The sequence below is a fragment of the Escherichia sp. WS3063 genome, assembly GCF_046486595.1.
GTDB classification, from domain to species: Bacteria; Pseudomonadota; Gammaproteobacteria; order Enterobacterales; family Enterobacteriaceae; genus Escherichia; species Escherichia coli.
Map to the genome: position 1 here is coordinate 31,108 of NZ_JBJQKY010000027.1, position 18,817 is coordinate 49,924.

The following is an 18,817-nucleotide window of genomic DNA, read 5'->3' on the forward strand; positions in this document are numbered from 1 at the left end:
GATGAACATTTCGGAAGTCGATCTGCATAAACTGACGGTCAGCGATCCGTTCCTCGGTCAGTACCAACAACTGGTCCGCGATGTGGTGATTCCTTATCAGTGGGACGCCTTGAACGATCGTATCCCAGAAGCGGAACCCAGCCATGCGATTGAAAACTTTCGCATTGCCGCAGGACTGCAAGACGGTGAATTTTACGGGATGGTATTTCAGGACAGCGACGTCGCCAAATGGCTGGAAGCGGTAGCCTGGTCGCTGTGCCAGAAGCCGGACGCCGAACTGGAAAAAACCGCCGACGAGGTGATTGAACTGATCGCTTCCGCCCAGTGCGAAGATGGCTATCTCAATACTTACTTTACGGTAAAAGCGCCCGAAGAACGCTGGAGCAATCTGGCGGAGTGCCATGAACTTTACTGCGCCGGTCATCTGATTGAAGCCGGAGTCGCCTTCTTCCAGGCCACGGGAAAACGGCGCTTGCTGGAAGTAGTTTGCCGTCTGACCGATCATATCGACAGCGTATTTGGTCCAGATGAAAGTAAGTTACACGGTTATCCTGGTCACCCGGAAATTGAACTGGCACTAATGCGCCTGTATGAAGTGACCGAAGAGCCGCGCTACCTGGCGCTGACGAACTATTTTGTCGAACAGCGTGGTGCGCAACCGCACTATTACGACCAGGAATATGAAAAGCGCGGGCAGACCTCGCACTGGCACACCTACGGCCCGGCGTGGATGGTGAAAGACAAAGCCTACAGCCAGGCACATTTGCCCATCGCACAGCAGCAAACCGCCATTGGTCACGCGGTACGTTTTGTCTACCTGATGACCGGCGTCGCGCATCTCGCGCGTTTAAGTCACGATGAAAGCAAGCGTCAGGACTGCCTGCGGCTGTGGAACAATATGGCCCAGCGTCAGTTATATATTACCGGCGGCATTGGCTCACAGAGCAGCGGTGAAGCGTTCAGCAGCGATTACGATCTGCCGAATGACACGGTATACGCCGAAAGCTGTGCCTCCATCGGCCTGATGATGTTTGCCCGACGAATGCTGGAAATGGAAGGCGACAGTCAATATGCCGATGTGATGGAGCGCGCGCTGTACAACACTGTGCTCGGCGGCATGGCACTGGATGGCAAACATTTCTTCTATGTGAATCCGCTGGAAGTACATCCAAAATCGCTGAAATTCAACCATATCTACGATCACGTTAAGCCGATCCGCCAGCGTTGGTTTGGTTGCGCTTGTTGTCCGCCAAATATCGCCCGCGTGCTAACCTCGATTGGTCATTATCTCTACACGCCGCGTGAAGATGCGTTGTATATCAACATATACGCAGGAAACAGCATGGAAGTGCCGGTAGAAAATGGCACGCTGCGTCTGCGGGTTAGCGGAAACTATCCGTGGCAGGAACAGGTGACAATTGCGGTTGAATCGCCCCAGCCGGTGCGTCATACGCTGGCTTTACGTCTGCCGGACTGGTGCACACAGCCGCAGATCATATTGAATGGGGAAGAGGTCGAGCAGGATATTCGTAAAGGGTATTTGCACATTACCCGCGAATGGCAGGAGGGCGACACGCTGAATCTGACGTTGCCAATGCCAGTACGTCGCGTTTACGGTAACCCGCTGGTGCGTCACGTCGCCGGAAAAGTGGCGATTCAGCGCGGCCCGCTGGTTTATTGCCTGGAACAGGCCGACAACAGCGAGTCGCTGCATAACCTGTGGCTGCCCGCCGATGCGCCATTTACGACATTTGAAGGTAATGGATTGTTCAGCCATAAGATCTTAATCCAGGCACCGGGTTACCGGTATGAACAGAGCAATCCAGAGCAGCAACCGCTGTGGCATTACGACAGTGCGCCAGCCAAACGCCAGCCGCAAACTCTGACGTTTATCCCGTGGTTTAGCTGGGCTAACCGGGGTGAAGGCGAAATGCGGATCTGGGTGAATGAGGAAAAGCATTGCCATCCGGAGGTTGGATAAGGCGCTCGCGCCGCATCCACCGTAGGGTGCACATTGCCTGATGCGACGCTTAACACGTCTTATCAGGCCTACAAGTCGGTGCAGTTGCCCGCTAACCATCGAAACGCGAGATTAAACGCCCGGCAATACACGCCGGGCAGCTTCTGCCAGAAACGCACTTCTGTTGGCGTAGTCTGGGTTATTGCGCACGTAGGTATCAATCTTGTTCAGTAACCTTTTCGGCATCGTAATATTGATACGTTCAGCCCGACCTTCGAACTGATTCATATTGATATCCACCAGCAACCATTGCCCGCCAATAAAGTCCTGCGCACGCTGGACCAGATGTGTTTCCACAGAGCCTGGAAGCGGCAACTCTTCATCCATCTCGCATAAGGTTTCGAAGTGCGCGACCAGTGCACTTCGCGCATCCTGGAAAGCGTTGTCCAGCGTATCACCAGCAAAATAACAGCCTGGAACATCAGGGAAAAAACCGCTGGCGCTGCCGTCAGGATCACTGTGGATATAGGCGGGATAAAACATATTGCCTCCTGAAATTTTAAAATGTTAAACCAGCCTGACGCCCAATTTGCGCCAGCGTACCGGGCTTAATATCTTTTTTAGGGTGCGGAACCGTCACCAGACCCGGATGAACAGGGTGGCGGAACTGATGATGACTGCCACGGGTTCGAATATGTTCCCAGCCATGCTGCTTCAGGATGGCGATCACGTCTGCACTTTTCACATCCCTGCCCTTCCATGATTATACACACGATACACACAATTAGTGATAACAATCACGATAGCGCGATTTATATGGGCCGTCAGGGGGATAAAGTTGACTCAGGAATGCCGCTCGGAAGAAGAATAACGGTGTGCAGTAACTTGTTGAAAAGATGCGAGGATGCTCGCAATTTACATATAACTCATAGTATTAGGTGTTAAAAAATCTGTATTAGATTATCCATGCGATATCGAAGCTAGTCTTGCTATAGTTCCAACTCGTATTCATTGAACATTTAAAACAACCAATAAAAGACATTGTTTTATTTTCTTGATAAATATCAAGTTTGTTTCACCATTGTATTTACAATGTGCAAACATTATTTTTTGTGTGTTATACATTAACTATGACCAATGATAAAGCGTTAATATATAAATATTTTCTATATTTTTATAAAACGCATTTTTATTAAATATATATAAAAGGAGTTATAATGTCTATGGAGTTTATAGATAAGCTGAATTCATTATCCGCAAAAATAAAACAACAAGCCGGAGTCATTGAAACGGAGGAAGCTACCAAAAATGCTTTCGTAATGCCGTTCATTAACAATGTGTTAGGTTATGATGTCTTTGATCCTACCGAAGTTATCCCAGAGTTTGTATGCGACATTGGAACGAAGAAAGGTGAAAAGATTGACTATGCAATCTTAAAAAATAGCGAGGTTCAAATTCTCATTGAATGCAAAAAAATTGGCGATCCTCTAAATATAAATCATGCTTCACAGCTTTTTCGATACTTTCATGTAACAAATGCAAGAATATCTATTCTAACCAATGGACAAGTTTATAAATTTTTTACTGATTTAGAAGCACCTAATAAAATGGATGAAAAACCATTTCTTGAGATAGATCTACTTGACTTAGATGAAACAGTTATTCCCGAGATAAAGAAGCTTACTAAATCAGCATTTGATTTGGAATCAATAATTAATGCTGCAGGTGAATTAAAATATGTTAGTTTAATTAAAAAAGTTCTCCATGCACAAATGAATAATCCTGAAGAGGATTTTGTAAAATTCTTTGCAGCAAGAATTTATGAAGGTATGTTAACACAAAAGGTAAAAGATACGTTTGCAAAATTAACAAAGAAAGCTGCCAATCAATATATTAACTCTCAAATAAACGAAAGATTGAAATCGGCAATAGGTGGTGGGTCATTATCTGTAATTGATTCGAATTCACACAATGAGGAAGTAGAATGTATTAATAAAGAAGAAACCGATATTGCCACTACTATGGAGGAACTTGAAGGATTTCATATTGTTAAAGCTATAGTCCGCGTAGTGCTTGATGCACCACGAATAGTCCACAGAGATACAAAAAGCTATTTTGGTATACTTGTAGATGACAATAATCGAAAGCCACTCTGTAGATTACATTTCAATCGAAATCAAAAATATATTGGTTTATTTGACTTAGAGAAAAACGAAACCCGCCATCCTATTGAATCTCTCGATGATATTTATTCTTTCAGCGATGAGTTAAAAGCGACTGCCGCTTTATACAACTAAAACAAAGGCAGACAACTATTAACGTTGCCTGCCTTTCACATCAGAACAGCCCCAACGGTTTATCCGAGTAGCTCACCAGCAGGCACTTGGTTTGCTGGTAATGCTCAAGCATCATCTTATGGGTTTCGCGTCCGATGCCCGACTGTTTGTAGCCGCCAAACGCCGCATGTGCCGGGTAAGCGTGATAACAGTTGGTCCACACGCGCCCGGCCTGAATGCCGCGCCCCATCTTATAGGCCAGATTACCGTTGCGGCTCCAGACACCCGCGCCCAGGCCATATTGCGTGTCGTTCGCCAGCTCCAGCGCTTCTTCCATAGTTTTGAAGGTGGTCACCGCCAGCACCGGACCAAAAATTTCTTCCTGGAACACGCGCATATTATTCTGACCAAACAGAATCGTCGGTTCGAGGTAGTAGCCGTCTTTCAGTTCGCCTTCCAGCAGCTTGCGCCGCCCGCCGGTGAGCACGTCTGCGCCCTCTTTTTTACCAATATCAATGTAGTTGAGGATGGTTTCCAATTGCCCGTGCGAAACCTGCGCCCCCATTTGCGTCACGCTGTCGAGCGGGTTACCGCTACGAATGCTTTCGACACGGCGGATGGCGCGTTCCATAAAGCGTTCGTAGATAGACTCCTGCACTAAAGCACGGCTTGGACAGGTGCAAACTTCGCCCTGGTTAAAGGCAAACAGTGCAAAGCCTTCCAGCGCTTTATCGAAAAAGGCATCTTCTTCATCCATCACATCAGCAAAGAAGATATTTGGCGACTTGCCGCCCAGTTCCAGGGTTACCGGAATAATATTTTGCGTGGCGTACTGCATAATTTGTTGGCCCACTTCCGTTGATCCGGTAAACGCCACTTTGGCGATGCGTTTCGAGGTCGCCAGATATTCGCCAATTTCCCCACCAGCGCCGTTAACCACGTTCACCACGCCTGGCGGCAGTAAATCACCGACGATTTCCATTAGCAGCAGAACAGAAAGCGGGGTAAGACGCGCGGGTTTCAGCACCACACAGTTGCCCGCCGCCAGCGCGGGAGCCATTTTCCAGCTCGCCATCAGCAGCGGGAAGTTCCACGGAATAATCTGCCCCACCACGCCTAACGGTTCGTGGAAATGATAGGCCACGGTTTCGCTATCAACTTCACTGATACCGCCTTCCTGTGCCCGGATACACGAGGCGAAATAGCGGAAATGGTCAATCGCCAGCGGTACATCAGCAGCACTGGTTTCGCGAATTGGTTTGCCGTTATCCCAGGTTTCAGCCGTCGCTAACAGTTCAAGGTTTTGTTCCATTCGATCGGCAATCTTAAACAGAATTGCCGCGCGATCCTGCACCGAAGTATGCGCCCATTTATCTTTCACTTTGTGCGCAGCATCCAGCGCCAGATCGATGTCTCGTTTGCCCGAAGACGCCACTTCGCACAGCAGCTGTCCGGTCACCGGCGTCAGGTTCTGGTAATACTCGCCGTCGGCAGGGGCTACCCACTCGCCGCCGATAAAGTTGTCATAACGGGCTTTTAACTTAAGAGGAAAACCATACTCGCCGGGCTTAATCTGTGCTGAAGGGGGATTATTGGTCATGATCGTCTCCTTGCGGTGTGAGGTATAACAAGGGTAGACGTGACTGGCGAAATCTTCGCCAGTCGATAACAGCTTTACGACGGCTATCACGAATTTACGGGCAAGGGTTACAGCGGATAATGCGCGAAGTACACGGCTTGCTGGTCATTAATTTTCTTCTCTTGCGCAAACCCTTCTTTAACAATTGTCCGTAAATCAGCTCGAGCCGTATTATCAGAGACGCCCAGGCTCGCGCTAATTTCAGCAACTGTGTACTCTTTCCCCGGATTGGCGAGCATCACATTCAGGAGCGTTACCTGGCGCGGATTCAGGCGTTTAAGCACACCAGAGCTAAACAGCACACTATCGAGTTTTGCGCTTCGTTGTGTAATTTCATCGATATGCTGCTGCCAGTTTTGCAGAGCACGTTTAATGACACCCGCCTGATATTCAAGGAAATAAGTCAGATCCATACCATCTGATTCAGTGTACTGGTAGCTGGCGGCATATTTGACCGGTGCAGCATGAAGCAAACGGCTGATGGAAATATATTTAAAGACATCGTAGCCCGATTTCAGCATATACCAGTAAAACAGCGCCCGACTGGTGCGCCCGTTGCCATCCCGAAACGGATGTTCATGGGCCAGCATAAAATGCAGAATGCAGGCACGGACCAACGGATGAATATACCCTTCATGGCTGTTTAACCACTGGCAAACTTTTTCCAGCCGTTCCGGTAACAATGCCGCAGCGGGCGGTTGATGCACTATATTGCCATCATAGTCGGCGATCACAACATCATCTGTTTCACGAAATTCTCCCGGACGATATTTCGCGTCATTGATTCCACCCATACCAATGGCATGTAACTGGCGAATAAGCGCAGGTGTCAGCGGTTCTGCGAGTAAGTGCGGAATTTCCGCCATCAGCCGGGCATTTCCCGCAATCATATGCTCGTCTTCAGTGCGTGGCGACCGCCCTGTTTCCAGCATTTTTCTCGCCACCAGCGTTGTAGTATTCGCACCTTCCAGCTGGGAGCTGGTGATCGGCTCTTCCAGGCGTAACTGGCTTAACTCGGCTCCGGCCCCGCGTAACCGTTCAGTCTGATCTTTCAGCGCCAGCGCGGTAGCACGTTTGTCGACAAGCTCGCACGCTTCTGCAAGCACCGGGGTAATGTTGAATCCGGCCTGTTCACCCGCTTCATTGCAATAATTAATTCGTTGGATCGCCGCGTTGCGCGCCAGACGGGTAAGCGTCCACGCCACATCGACGTTTTCTCCTTTTTTGATGCGGTACTGCAACTCATCAAAAGGCAGATAACGTCCTTTTTCATCGGTAACCCGGTTAAAGCGCAGGTGGGCCAGGAGTTCCTCACCCGATAAGTGTGATAAAGGAATAAGTCCGGGAGGTGATTTGATAGCCATGTGCTTATCTCAAAAAAGCGCAATATTGAGATAGTATATAGCAGGAAAGAGAAACTATCTCAAAAAAAGCAAGTTTTGAGATAGTTGAAAAAGCGGCTGACAACTCGCCAGCCGTTGCGGGAATGATGATTACATTGCGGCGCGATAAATCGCCACAATTTCTTCGTGAGTTGCCTGGATCGGGTTAGTAAAGCCACAGGCATCTTTCAGGGCATTAGTCGCCAGTACCGCGAAATCTTCTTCTTTCACGTTCAGGTCACGCAGGCCTGCCGGGATATCCACTTTCTTCGCCAGTTCACGGATGGCGTTAATGCAGGCTTCAGCACCTTCCGCGTCGTTTTTACCAGTCACGTTCACGCCCATTGCAGCGGCACAGTCACGCAGACGTGCTGCAGCGACTTTGCTATTGAATACCTGAACGTGTGGCAGCAGAACAGCATTACATACACCGTGTGGCAGGTTGTAGAAACCGCCCAGCTGGTGCGCCATCGCATGAACATAACCCAGAGAAGCATTATTGAACGCCATACCGGCGAGGAACTGGGCATAAGCCATTGCTTCACGCGCTTTCGCATTACTGCCATCTTCAACGGCTAACGGCAGATTTTCGGCAATCATGGTCACCGCTTTCAGTGCGCAAGCGTCAGTGATCGGCGTGGCGGCAATAGAAACATACGCTTCGATAGCGTGCGTTAAGGCATCCATACCCGTTGCGGCGGTCAGTGACTTCGGCATACCGATCATCAGAGAGGAGTCATTGACAGAAAGCAACGGAGTTACATGTTTATCAACAATCGCCATTTTGATATGACGCGCTTCGTCAGTGATGATGCAGAAACGGGTCATTTCAGAGGCCGTACCCGCCGTGGTATTGATGGCGATCATCGGCAGCTGCGGTTTTGCAGAGCGGTCAACGCCTTCGTAATCGCGAATATCGCCGCCGTTGGCTGCCACCAGCGCAATACCTTTTGCGCAGTCGTGCGGAGAACCACCGCCTAAGGAGATCACGCTATCGCAATTATTTTCTTTAAGTAATTTCAAACCTGCGGCGACGTTTTCCGTGGTTGGGTTAGGTTGGGTGCCATCATAAATAACGCTAAAAATATTGCGTTCTTCCAGTGCTTTTTGCACATCACCCGCCATACCCAATTTCGTTAACATATTGTCGGTGACAATTAAGGTACGGGTAAATCCATAATCTGCCATCATATTCATTGCATCATTCAATGAATCAGCACCAATAACATTCACGGAAGGAATAAAAAAGGTTGAAGCTGCCATAACACACTCCTGAAAGTGTAAAAAAGGGCGGGCAGCTTACTGAGAATTTTCATTTGAAAATATGATCAATATTACCGTTTATTAAAATATTTTTAATAAAAAGCACGTTACATTCATCAAATAACGTGCCTTCTTAACATTAATAAGAAATTTTGTATTAATTCATATTTATTATGAATTAATCATTTCCTTATTTTTCCGGAAATAATAATGCGTCGCGTAATAAATGATCATTTCCACGACGACGCGTAAAGCCAATGCGGTCAAAATATTCCAGAATCTGAATTGCCAGCTTTCGGCCTACGCCTAAGCGATCGCGGAAATCCGCCGCGCAGGTCGAGCCACACTCCTGATCGAGATCGCGGATCATATTAGCAAACTCGACAATCCGATCGTTACGGTAATAACGATCTTTAACGATCGCGGTAATTATCCCCTGCTGCGCCGCCTGGCGTAGCGTCAGGCGCATTGCCTGCTCGTCGGTACCCGTCTCTTTTGCCAGATCACGCACCCACCACGGTTCGTCACCAAACAGCGGCTCTGCTTTTTGCCAGATGGCCTGCTGCTCTGCACTGAAGCCCACTTTGTGATCCGGCAGATGCAGCCAACCGTGATGACTGAGGATGTCGCCGCTTTCGCGCATCTTTTCAATCAGCAACAGTACCAGCGCTTCATCTTCCATTGGCAACGCCATACGTCGCAGACGTTCGCGCCCAGGACCAGGCTCATCGCGATGTTGCTCATGATAAGTCGCTAATGTGTCGATAATTTTCCGCTGCCAGCGGGCGGCAACTGGCGCATTCAACAAGCTGTAACCAGCCTGAATATAGCCAGGCTGTTGCAGCAGTTCGCGCATCCCTTCGCCGTTGAGCTGCCGTGCCCAGGCGAAATCCGCAAGGTTAACCGCGCCGCGTTCCAGATGAACAGATAACGCATCGGCATCGCTCTGCGCCCGTGCAAGAGACGCCAGCCATTGCAGATATTCCGGCTTACGCTTACCGCGACGCGGCGGGTTAAGCATCACCACACGCGCCCCCGCCAGCGTGTTGCGGGCCGAGATATCGCGCAGCACTATGCGATCGTTATCCGCCAGCCACAGCGGCGTGTCGAACACCAGCTCGGCAAGGTTATCTTCCAGCAGCGAAACGCGTCCCGTAACGTGGCTGGCGGCGTGGTGAATATGCAGCGGCTGCCACTGGGTCAGCGGTGTATGGGTTTGAAGCTCGACAATCACCCGTGTGAACGGCTCCGGCGGCGCATCGGCAAGCAGCCAGTCGCCACGGTTAATCTGCTCTTTTTCCGCATCACCCGCGATGTTAAGCGCGATACGCTGCCCGGCATGGGCAGTTTCTGTTGGCTGATTTTGCGCATGTAGCGCACGCACGCGCATCGGTTTATTTACACCAGTCAGCCAGATTGAATCGCCTACCTTCACTTCCCCGCTTAACGCCGTACCGGTGACGACCAGCCCGGCACCTTTTACGGTAAATGCACGGTCGATCGCGAGGCGGAAACTATGTTGGCTGGCGTGTTCGCGTTCTGGTAACTGAAGCAGATGCTCGCGCAGGGCATCAATTCCCCGACCTTCGGTTGCTGCGGTGATAAACAGTTTTGCCTCAGCAAAACCGTATTCCCGCAGCACCTCCTTTACCTGGCGTTCAACCTCATCAACACGCGCTTCGTCCACGCGATCGGCTTTGGTCAGCGCCACTGTCAGCATCGGGTTACCGGTCAGCTGCAAAATCGCCAGATGCTCACGGGTCTGTGCCATCACGCCGTCATCGCACGCCACCACCAACAGCGCGTGATCGATACCACCAACGCCCGCCAGCATGTTGGAAAGAAACTTTTCATGACCGGGTACGTCGATAAAACCAGGCACGCGACCATCCGGCTGCGGCCAGTAGGCATAGCCGAGATCGATGGTCATGCCGCGCTTTTTTTCTTCCGGCAGACGGTCGGCATTTACGCCAGTAATCGCCTGCAATAAGGTTGTTTTGCCGTGGTCAACGTGTCCGGCAGTCGCAATAATCATTTCAACAACATCTCCAAAAACCGTTGCTCATCTTCAAGGCAGCGTAAATCCAGCCACAATCGTCCGTCATAAATACGACCAATCACCGGCACTGGCAATTCACGCCAGCGGGCGGCTAATGACTCAAGGTGGCTACCGCGTCCATCATGGGGTGTAAACGTTAATGCCGCGCTCGGCAGGCGATCAACCGGCAGCGAACCACTGCCAATCTGCGAAAGACATGGCATAACCTGTACCGCAAACTCCGCGCCGTAATGTGCGGCAAGGGGAGCCTGTAAACGTTGTGCCTGGATTTGAATGACCTCTGCGCTGCGGGTAAGCAGGCGCAGGGTCGGTAATTTTTTACTCAGAGCTTCAGGGTGTAAATAAAGACGCAACGTGGCTTCCAGCGCCGCAAGGGTCATTTTATCCGCGCGTAATGCACGCTTCAGCGGGTGGCTTTGCAGGCGGGCGATCATCTCTTTTTTACCAACGATAATCCCTGCCTGCGGCCCGCCTAACAACTTGTCGCCGGAGAAACTCACCAGACTGACGCCCGCCGCAATCAACTCCTGCGGCATTGGCTCTTTCGGCAAACCGTACTGGCTAAGATCGACCAGCGAGCCACTGCCTAAATCAGTCACCACGGGAATATCCAGCTCTTTGCCAAGCGCCACCAGTTCAGCTTCGTCTATCGCTTTGGTGAACCCCTGAATGCTGTAGTTACTGGTATGTACTTTCATCAACAGTGCGGTATTTTCATTCACCGCCTGACGATAATCATTCGCGTGCGTGCGGTTGGTGGTCCCTACTTCGTGTAGGGTGCAGCCTGCCTGACGCATAACATCGGGAATACGAAACGCGCCGCCAATCTCCACCAGTTCGCCGCGAGATACCACCACCTCTTTCCCGCTGGCAGTGGCCGCCAACATCAACAATACCGCCGCCGCATTGTTATTGACGATACAGGCATCTTCCGCCCCCGTAATACGGCACAGCAGCTGCGCCAGCGCACGATCGCGATGTCCGCGTCCGGCGTCGTCCAGATCGTACTCGAGGGTCACTGGCGAACGCATAGCCTGCGCAACGGCTTCCACCGCGGCTTCCGCCTGTAAAGCTCGACCAAGGTTGGTATGCAGCACGGTTCCCGTCAGGTTGATCACCGGACGCAGCGCGCTCTGCGCCTCTTTCGTCAACCGGGCATCGACTTCTTGCGCCCAGTTTTCACACCACGCGGGCAGCGTCTGGCTGTCACGAATCACTTCTCGCGCTTCGTCGAGCATCTGACGCAACAATTCCACCACGCGGGTGTGACCATAAGTATCACGCAAAGAAAGGAAGAAGCTATCGCGCAATAAGCGATCAATAGCCGGAAGTTGACTATAGAGGGAACGCGTTTCGGTTGTCATAGGAAACCTGGCTGATCAAGGCCCTCTCACACGGAGAAGGGCGTTTAACATAACCACGGATTGTAACGTGAGATGGGTCAGGAGGACATATCGCGCATCAAGCCTTTGGCGGTTCGGTGCGAGCAAAACTTTCGCGGCTAAACAGGTTTTCGACCAGTTTGACTAAGTGTGGGCGGTCGACACACCAGCCTGGCGCAACGCGGCGGAAATTGAGATATCCGACGGCACAGGCAATGGCGATAGTCGCCAGATTGACCGTATCGGTTTTGAGCGTGCCATCGACCAGATATCCTTCCAGCACATCCAGACTGCGGTTGATTTTCTCACGCTGACGTAACAATTCATCTTCAGACTGCTGCGCCGCCGGACGCGCCTGTTCACGCACCGATACCAGCCCGGCATCCATAATGCCATCCGCCAGCGCCTCAATTTTGCGCACCCGCAACGACTCCAGCGGATCACGCGGCAACATCGCCGGAGCAACATTCATTAATTCAATATATTCGGCGATGATCGGCGAATCAAACCAGCATTCGCCCTCTTCGGTCACCAGCACCGGCACTTTCCCTAACGGGTTAAATTGCGCCACGCCGTTGTCCGCGTTATAGGGCAGTTCATTAATAAATTCGAAAGTTATGCCCTTTTCTAACAACAGAATAGAAAGTTTGCGTACAAACGGGCTGGTGTAGCTACCGACGAGTTTCATTATGTTTCCTTTTTGTTAACAAAATATGAGTATGACCCATGGTTACAAATAAGCAGGTGTTATTGATATGAGTGTGATGACAAACGCAAGATGGCCCGATACGTACGCATATCGGGCCTTGTAGATGAAACGACCTTTCGGGTGAGATTCTAAATATTAGAATGTATAGCGGATATTAGCATTGATCGCATTATCGACGTTGTACTTACCAAATGCTGATTTCTCAACGGTCAGGCCGATACGGGTATTGTCTTTAATGCGTGTATCAATCCCAATATTGGCTAACATACGACCATCTTTACCGTTGTACACGGTGGACTCACCAGCAAAATCACGGTACGTGGTAGCACCAGTATTACGCAGGTCAAATTGATAACTTAAACCAGCCTTCGCTGTAACCTGCCAGTCGCGGCCATCCAGTGTTTTTCCAAACTCCACACCAGTACGGCCAATCAAGGGTTTTGCCTTTTTACGCTCCATGCTGACATCCATACCGTTGTATTGCCAGTTAAAGGTATTGCCTGACAACGTCCCGTAAACCAGTTCGGCCTGCGGTTCAATAAAGACATCAGGCTTCCACTGATAGCGCCAACCCGTTTCTGCGCCTAAATACCATGAGTGAGCAGTATCGTCTGCCTTTAATCCCATCGTTTGCAGTAAATAGTCGTTGCTGTGATGGACATATTTACCGATTACGTCAACATACACGCCTGAATCAAACAATGTCGATGCGTACAGTCCACCACCTACGGAACGGGTTTTCCCCTGATAACTTTCAGCGCTGGCTTTACTATCGGTAACGGTCATCATGACGCCTGTAAAAAGATCTCCCCCCTCAAAATGATGCTTTCTGTCAGCACCAACCTGCAGATGTACGTGGCGATCGGAAAAACCGCCATAACCTGAGCCAGAAGAGTTCATCAACCGAGCCCATGCGCCGGTTTCACCTTTTGTATCGCGCAGGTCACCCATACGACGGTTTAAGTTATTAACCTCAGTCAGAAAGTTTTTAATATTAGTGTTCATCAAACGCTGACCTTCTTTAAGCGCTGTACTATCACTCTGAACATCGAATCCTTTCAGACGCCACTGTGTAGTCCCATCGACATTAACCACCTCAATCTTTGGAGTCATTGAGTGAAAGCCTGTTTGTTGGGTCACCGTTTTAAATACCCGGGTATTGTTGGTTACGTTTTTGGCGGTAATAAGCGGAATATTGCTGACCGACATTTCACTAAGCGACCGGGTCGGTTTCACATACAGAATATTGTTTTCTCCACTAAACGTATCAACAACCTTGATGCCGCTGCTGGTCTTGCCATCTGTAGACATAATAAGCTGACTGTTTTTGAGTGTCAGATTGCCCAGCAATGAGGTTTTGTTCAATGTCCATGAAGTGTTATCAATGCTGACATTAGCTTCTGGTGCGTAGATATCGCCTGTATACAAAATGCCTGATGACGTACTTTGTTTTCCGCTATTCCCAAAGTTAATGTTGGTATCAGACCATGCATTAATGTCGCCATTGACGTTGGTGCCAGAACCAATATTCAGCGTGGATCCGGTCCCCTTGAGATTCCAGGCCGTTGCTGAAAAAGGCGTAAAGGTTGACGATGATTCCCCTAACAATGAGAGTTTTGCCCCATTTCCGAACTCGATAGTACCATCCGATTGCAAACCGGCAGTGCTTGTCAGTTGAGCATTATCAGAGAGTTTGATTACAGAGTGGGTAAACATGCTGCTCTCGGTCAGATTCGCGTTAGTCGAAGAGATAGTTACACTACTATTGCTACTGATAATTCCACCACTGAAGTTCTCATTGACCCGCAGGGCTGAGCCATTTGTCAGATTAACGTTCCCCGTAAAGTGGCTTTGATCTTCTGATGCAGTCGCAACTGATTGACCTTCCACAGGTGTCGTTTTTACGCCATTACCATCATTGGTATCTATATAAAGATCTTCACTACCCAAAGTAACAGTGGAATTATTGGCATTGATTGTTGTGATTAATCCTGCATTACGAGCAAGGTAAAATGCCGCATTGTTGAGATCCAGCGACTTCAGATTAAATTGCCGTGTTTGCCAGTCACTTTGCGTGAAAGAGACAGGTTGGGTGAGCACGGAATCATCGCCCAGCGCCTTTAATTTATTGGCGACTGACTGAGTGCTCACAGCATGGATAACCGGATGTCCCTGAAAAAAGAGGCGCCCCCCCTGCTGCGTCATACTACCCGCTGGCGTATTAATTCCGCCATCAACCACGAATGTATTATTCACATTGGATGTTGCGTTATTTTTAACATTCACATTGCCAGTGAAAAAACCATGGAACATCGTCGTCACCGGCTTCGTGGTGTCTGTTGAATTAAAATCCAGGCTAGTTGTCGCAAGCGAACCGCTATTGGTTAATATCGCTCCTTCATCAGCTGCATTTAACGCATGAAAGGTTAAATCATTACCGTTAATATCGAGTTTGCCGCCACGATACCCCCATTTGATATTATCCGGGTTCATTTGCTGACTATCGCTCAGTACCAGAGTTGGCCTACCACTAACAATACTGGCGGACTCGAACGCCTGAACCTGACCGTTGCTATCTGGTTTTTGGGCGAGCACAACTGTTCCATCACCCACACTGAGCGTTCCGGGATTGATGCCAGTGCCGGAAATGTTTAACGTCCCGGTACCTAGCTTATGCATACTATCGCCCTTAACACCGTTAACTTGCCAGTTCACGGTATGATCACCATTGACAATAATACCGCCCCCTACCCAAGTCTGATCAGCGTCCGGTTTTACTATGTAATCACCGTTAAATGTGAGCGTACCCGCTCCCTGATTGACAATATCCTTTAATACCACTGTGCCGGTGTTTTCGAAGGACAAATCCTTTCCATGATTAAATGAAACAGCACTACTTCCAGTGTCACGACCATGCATCTCCCAGGCATCCGTTCCCTGGGTCAGCTTACCGGTACCCGTGGAAATATCGTAAGTCCAGTTAATATTTTCGGTTGTACTCGTTGGCGTCACTGGCGCGTCAGTATCAGCCTCAATATTGGCACTCACTTCATTCACTGGAATAACGGTAAACCAGTTGGTTTTTCCTGCATTACCCGCATAGGAATTGAGTACTGCAACCAACACCCATTTATTACGTTGCGTATCCCAGGCAAAAAGGGGAGAGCCACTATCACCGGGGATTCCATAGGAAGGCATAGGGCCGTTAGCCGCAGAATAGGTATTACCAGGGTTGGACACTATTCTCTTGTTTGATGATGTTGGTTTACCAACGGTCCCGCCCGTTCTATATGCGTAACCGCCAGCAAGTTGAGTTAATTTCCCATTACGGTCTTTCACATATTGCGTACCAGTACCAACACGGTAAAAGATCGGAAAACGGTCTTGATTTTGATAAGTTCCGTTGGCAGTACCGGCATCGGTTATATCAGCCGGAACCACTTCGGTTACAATTTTATTTAAACGCGGAGTATGGAAATCTACAGAACTATTATTACGATCGACAAGAATATAAGAACTATCATCTCTGTAGCCAAACCGAACATTCTTATAGCCAGTATTATGCTTTACGCTTACAATATATTGTAGCGAAATTAACGTAGCTACTGTCTGTCCACTATCAACAGCGCTAAAATCTATCATTGGCGTCTTATTCAGTGTGGAGTACAACGTCCCGTCTTTCTTATACAAAGGAATATCCAGCGCTCCGACTGAGAACGCTCCTTTATTTTCAGCGAAATCACGATAGGTCTGATATGGGATATCCATTCCCACAATTGACGCCTGAATTAATGGTGAATAGAGTTGAGTAGCTAAAGTAGTCATTAAAACAACAACAGATTTTAATAGCTTATTTCGAGCTGATTTTTTAACCCCACCAGAAAGTTCAGATACTACAACCAACTCTCTTTTTTTATTTAACTTTAGAGTATATACAAAATTCATTGTCAATATCGCTATAATCTAATTTTTTTACGATGAAATTTTAACTTAATGTATTTAATAATTCGTTTTAGATGTCTGGCGCGCTATTAAGAGTGATTTAACCAGACATTAATACCAATGAAATAACCCCAGCATTAATACCAACCAATTGCCAACTTCCTCAATATTTTATTAATAGTACGTTAACGTTATAGGTAAACTCGCAGTATAGATACCCGCTGGTATATTTCCGGTATGTGGTGTGACAGTGGCTATTAGCGAAGCATCAAATTCCTTATTACTTACAAGATATGGTGCTTTATTTAAAGCTACTGGTGTTCCAAACTGAACAGCTGAGCCACCCTGTTTCCATACAAGTGCAATATCAACCATATTATTACTGGTCGTGATTTTCGAAGAAGTTCCTCCTGTTAATGTAATTTCAAATTTCGAGACACTCCCCGCGCAGTTAATAACAATAGGAACTTCGGTACTATTGTTATCCGCAAATACTCCCGCGGTTGTGACAACAGGAAGCTGAACGGTGGCAGGTAATCCTTGCCCATTATTAATGGTACATTGTGGATTTGTTACTGCCATCGTAATCGGTAGGTTTGCACTTGCCGTTTGTGCAGAAATTGCATTATTACTCCAGAGAGGAGCCAGCGCAGTCACTGCTATAAGAATATATTTACAGAAAGAGTTAATCATAGCTAACCTCGACAGTTAGACTGGTTGCTATATTGCCACTTTGTATTGTTTGCTCAGGAACCTTTTTTGGTAAAAGTTTAAACTGCCCTAATGCCACATTACTTGATTGTTCCTGAGCATTGAGTTGCAACGACGTATTGTAATTAATATTGGTAAAGTCAGAAGCTGTACTCTTTTTCCACGATAAAGCCAAGCCAACACCAGATAGTCCTGTTTTCATAATATTTGGGTCACTAGTGGAAACTCCATCCTTTGGTACAAACTTTACCGATACCCCGCTAGCAGGCCAACTACATTGCATTGCAAGCGATACAGTCTGCGGAGAAATAATCGCCGCTTCAATCTCATCAATACGTACTCCACCAAAATTCACGTTGTCTGGTGTTAACGTTAATGCACAGGTGTTGAGAGCCATCGTCGCCGTGATGTTTACTCTATTCGAAATAGTTCGCGACGCATAGCAGCAATTGCAAAGTAATGCAATCATGCAAAATAATATTTTCCACTTTCCCATAAAATATCACCAGTTACATATATGTCGCTGTAATTGTTAAATACGTTGATACTTTCCCTGTGGGATAAGTTGATGCTGGCAATACTTTTATTCTTAAACTAAGTGTATTGTAAACATCATTCGTTACTGGAGCATACACCTGAATGCTTTTATTAAGCTGGGGAGGTGTTTCTTTCCCTTGATTATATTGAACCAACTGGAAATTTAGTTTTTTACCATCAGTAGCAGTGGCACTAAAAGTGGCTTGGTTAGCATTAACAACATTCTCAGGATCAAAACGTAAATTAAAACCATTCACTGCGAGTGCTTTGTTAACGCAGTGCCAGGTAACAGTAACAGATTGATATAGAGCTCCTTTATTAATTTCAATGGGTGATATAGTCCCGAAGTCCAAATTAACTGGTGTTGTTGCCATCGAGCAACTACCTAAGTGCATAACTTTATGCGTCAAGGTTGCCGGATTTGCTGTTACCACGACATTAACATTCGTTCCCTTGACATTTCCTTGAGAAGGGGCCGGTAAAGTAAATGTTCGTGTGGAATTATTCTGCCGCCAATACTCATCTGTCAGTGTTAAGATAAGTTTCCCTACTGTCCCAGACCAGGTATCACCGCCGTTTAATTCTTTAGTGGTCTTTAACCCATTCCCCAAACAGGTAAATCCATCAAGGCGCCAGACAACGCCGGGAATGGTAGTAGTTAAAACACCATTACTACAAGTTCCCCCACTGGTAATAGGTAAGACTAAATAACTTTTCCTGTTCATAGTGGTTGTTTCGATATAATCACCACCGCACGAAAAATTCTGCGATACATTAGCAACTAATGTAGCAACGGGTCCATTCTGCGTAGAGTTGTAAGTATTGTAATTTGTAGTCGTATTATCATATCCAAGAGTAATTCTACCACTGGAGCAATCCACCGCCGCATGACTATGTGGCGAAATAAAAAATAGCGTAAATACAAGAAATAATAATTTCTGCATAGCATTCTCCTTA

The 18,817-nt window shown here is 47.9% G+C and carries 14 protein-coding genes; 2 read left to right on the forward strand and 12 right to left on the reverse strand.

The window, feature by feature from the left end; genetic code table 11:
• The first annotated feature begins 1 nt into the window (after position 1).
• On the forward strand, positions 2 to 1,981 hold the full coding sequence (locus ACJHYW_RS20500) for a glycoside hydrolase family 127 protein (RefSeq protein WP_001026863.1): 1,980 nt from the start codon (positions 2 to 4) through the stop codon (positions 1,979 to 1,981).
• Positions 1,982 to 2,092: 111 nt separating this feature from the next.
• Here ACJHYW_RS20500 and ACJHYW_RS20505 read toward each other — a convergent pair whose 3' ends face one another.
• The gene (locus ACJHYW_RS20505; protein ID WP_000499742.1) at positions 2,093 to 2,503 is read right to left on the reverse strand and encodes a type II toxin-antitoxin system HicB family antitoxin; all 411 of its coding nucleotides are present in this window, start codon (positions 2,501 to 2,503) and stop codon (positions 2,093 to 2,095) included.
• Between the two features lie 16 nt (positions 2,504 to 2,519).
• Positions 2,520 to 2,705 carry a type II toxin-antitoxin system HicA family toxin gene (locus tag ACJHYW_RS20510; RefSeq protein ID WP_000833473.1) on the reverse strand — a complete coding sequence of 62 codons (186 nt, stop codon included), beginning with the start codon at positions 2,703 to 2,705 and terminating at the stop codon, positions 2,520 to 2,522.
• 472 nt (positions 2,706 to 3,177) lie between these two features.
• Here ACJHYW_RS20510 and ACJHYW_RS20515 point away from each other — a divergent pair, with 472 nt between their 5' ends.
• Positions 3,178 to 4,257 carry a type I restriction endonuclease gene (locus ACJHYW_RS20515; RefSeq protein ID WP_000061475.1) on the forward strand — a complete coding sequence of 360 codons (1,080 nt, stop codon included), beginning with the start codon at positions 3,178 to 3,180 and terminating at the stop codon, positions 4,255 to 4,257.
• Positions 4,258 to 4,297: 40 nt separating this feature from the next.
• Here the strand turns inward: ACJHYW_RS20515 and aldB are convergent, their stop codons facing one another.
• The 10 genes from aldB to ACJHYW_RS20565 form a co-directional block, all read right to left on the reverse strand.
• On the reverse strand, positions 4,298 to 5,836 hold the full coding sequence (gene aldB / locus ACJHYW_RS20520) for an aldehyde dehydrogenase AldB (RefSeq protein ID WP_000183978.1): 1,539 nt from the start codon (positions 5,834 to 5,836) through the stop codon (positions 4,298 to 4,300).
• 107 nt (positions 5,837 to 5,943) lie between these two features.
• On the reverse strand, positions 5,944 to 7,239 hold the full coding sequence (locus ACJHYW_RS20525) for a Fic family protein (RefSeq protein WP_000985745.1): 1,296 nt from the start codon (positions 7,237 to 7,239) through the stop codon (positions 5,944 to 5,946).
• Positions 7,240 to 7,368: 129 nt separating this feature from the next.
• Entirely contained in the window at positions 7,369 to 8,520 is a 1,152-nt protein-coding gene (gene yiaY, locus ACJHYW_RS20530) for an L-threonine dehydrogenase (RefSeq protein ID WP_000741500.1), read from the reverse strand.
• A gap of 190 nt (positions 8,521 to 8,710) precedes the next feature.
• Positions 8,711 to 10,555: a selenocysteine-specific translation elongation factor gene (selB, locus tag ACJHYW_RS20535; protein WP_000582421.1), complete on the reverse strand. Its 1,845-nt coding sequence runs from the start codon at positions 10,553 to 10,555 to the stop codon at positions 8,711 to 8,713.
• Entirely contained in the window at positions 10,552 to 11,943 is a 1,392-nt protein-coding gene (selA, locus tag ACJHYW_RS20540; RefSeq protein WP_000206229.1) for an L-seryl-tRNA(Sec) selenium transferase, read from the reverse strand. Before selA ends, selB begins: the two co-directional genes overlap by 4 nt.
• 97 nt (positions 11,944 to 12,040) lie before the next feature.
• A complete protein-coding gene (locus tag ACJHYW_RS20545) occupies positions 12,041 to 12,649 on the reverse strand; it encodes a glutathione S-transferase (protein WP_000779792.1) in 609 nt (202 codons plus the stop codon).
• A 156-nt stretch (positions 12,650 to 12,805) separates the two neighbouring features.
• Positions 12,806 to 16,615: a S6 family peptidase gene (locus ACJHYW_RS20550; RefSeq protein ID WP_410233374.1), complete on the reverse strand. Its 3,810-nt coding sequence runs from the start codon at positions 16,613 to 16,615 to the stop codon at positions 12,806 to 12,808.
• A 171-nt stretch (positions 16,616 to 16,786) separates the two neighbouring features.
• On the reverse strand, positions 16,787 to 17,305 hold the full coding sequence (locus tag ACJHYW_RS20555; protein WP_000610758.1) for a fimbrial protein: 519 nt from the start codon (positions 17,303 to 17,305) through the stop codon (positions 16,787 to 16,789).
• Positions 17,298 to 17,819, reverse strand: coding sequence for a fimbrial protein (locus tag ACJHYW_RS20560; protein WP_000521294.1), 522 nt, complete (start codon positions 17,817 to 17,819; stop codon positions 17,298 to 17,300). The genes ACJHYW_RS20555 and ACJHYW_RS20560 overlap by 8 nt, the downstream gene beginning before the upstream one ends.
• Positions 17,820 to 17,832: 13 nt before the next feature.
• Entirely contained in the window at positions 17,833 to 18,804 is a 972-nt protein-coding gene (locus ACJHYW_RS20565) for a fimbrial protein (protein WP_001170858.1), read from the reverse strand.
• Positions 18,805 to 18,817: the final 13 nt, after the last annotated feature.

Coding starts and splice junctions, on each gene's coding strand:
- ACJHYW_RS20500 (WP_001026863.1), top strand. CDS start 2: ATGAACATTTCGGAAGTCGATCTGCATAAACTGACGGTCAGCGATCCG.
- ACJHYW_RS20505 (WP_000499742.1), bottom strand. CDS start 2,503: ATGTTTTATCCCGCCTATATCCACAGTGATCCTGACGGCAGCGCCAGC.
- ACJHYW_RS20515 (WP_000061475.1), top strand. CDS start 3,178: ATGTCTATGGAGTTTATAGATAAGCTGAATTCATTATCCGCAAAAATA.
- aldB (WP_000183978.1), bottom strand. CDS start 5,836: ATGACCAATAATCCCCCTTCAGCACAGATTAAGCCCGGCGAGTATGGT.
- ACJHYW_RS20525 (WP_000985745.1), bottom strand. CDS start 7,239: ATGGCTATCAAATCACCTCCCGGACTTATTCCTTTATCACACTTATCG.
- yiaY (WP_000741500.1), bottom strand. CDS start 8,520: ATGGCAGCTTCAACCTTTTTTATTCCTTCCGTGAATGTTATTGGTGCT.
- selB (WP_000582421.1), bottom strand. CDS start 10,555: ATGATTATTGCGACTGCCGGACACGTTGACCACGGCAAAACAACCTTA.
- selA (WP_000206229.1), bottom strand. CDS start 11,943: ATGACAACCGAAACGCGTTCCCTCTATAGTCAACTTCCGGCTATTGAT.
- ACJHYW_RS20545 (WP_000779792.1), bottom strand. CDS start 12,649: ATGAAACTCGTCGGTAGCTACACCAGCCCGTTTGTACGCAAACTTTCT.
- ACJHYW_RS20550 (WP_410233374.1), bottom strand. CDS start 16,615: ATGAATTTTGTATATACTCTAAAGTTAAATAAAAAAAGAGAGTTGGTT.
- ACJHYW_RS20555 (WP_000610758.1), bottom strand. CDS start 17,305: ATGATTAACTCTTTCTGTAAATATATTCTTATAGCAGTGACTGCGCTG.
- ACJHYW_RS20560 (WP_000521294.1), bottom strand. CDS start 17,819: ATGGGAAAGTGGAAAATATTATTTTGCATGATTGCATTACTTTGCAAT.
- ACJHYW_RS20565 (WP_001170858.1), bottom strand. CDS start 18,804: ATGCAGAAATTATTATTTCTTGTATTTACGCTATTTTTTATTTCGCCA.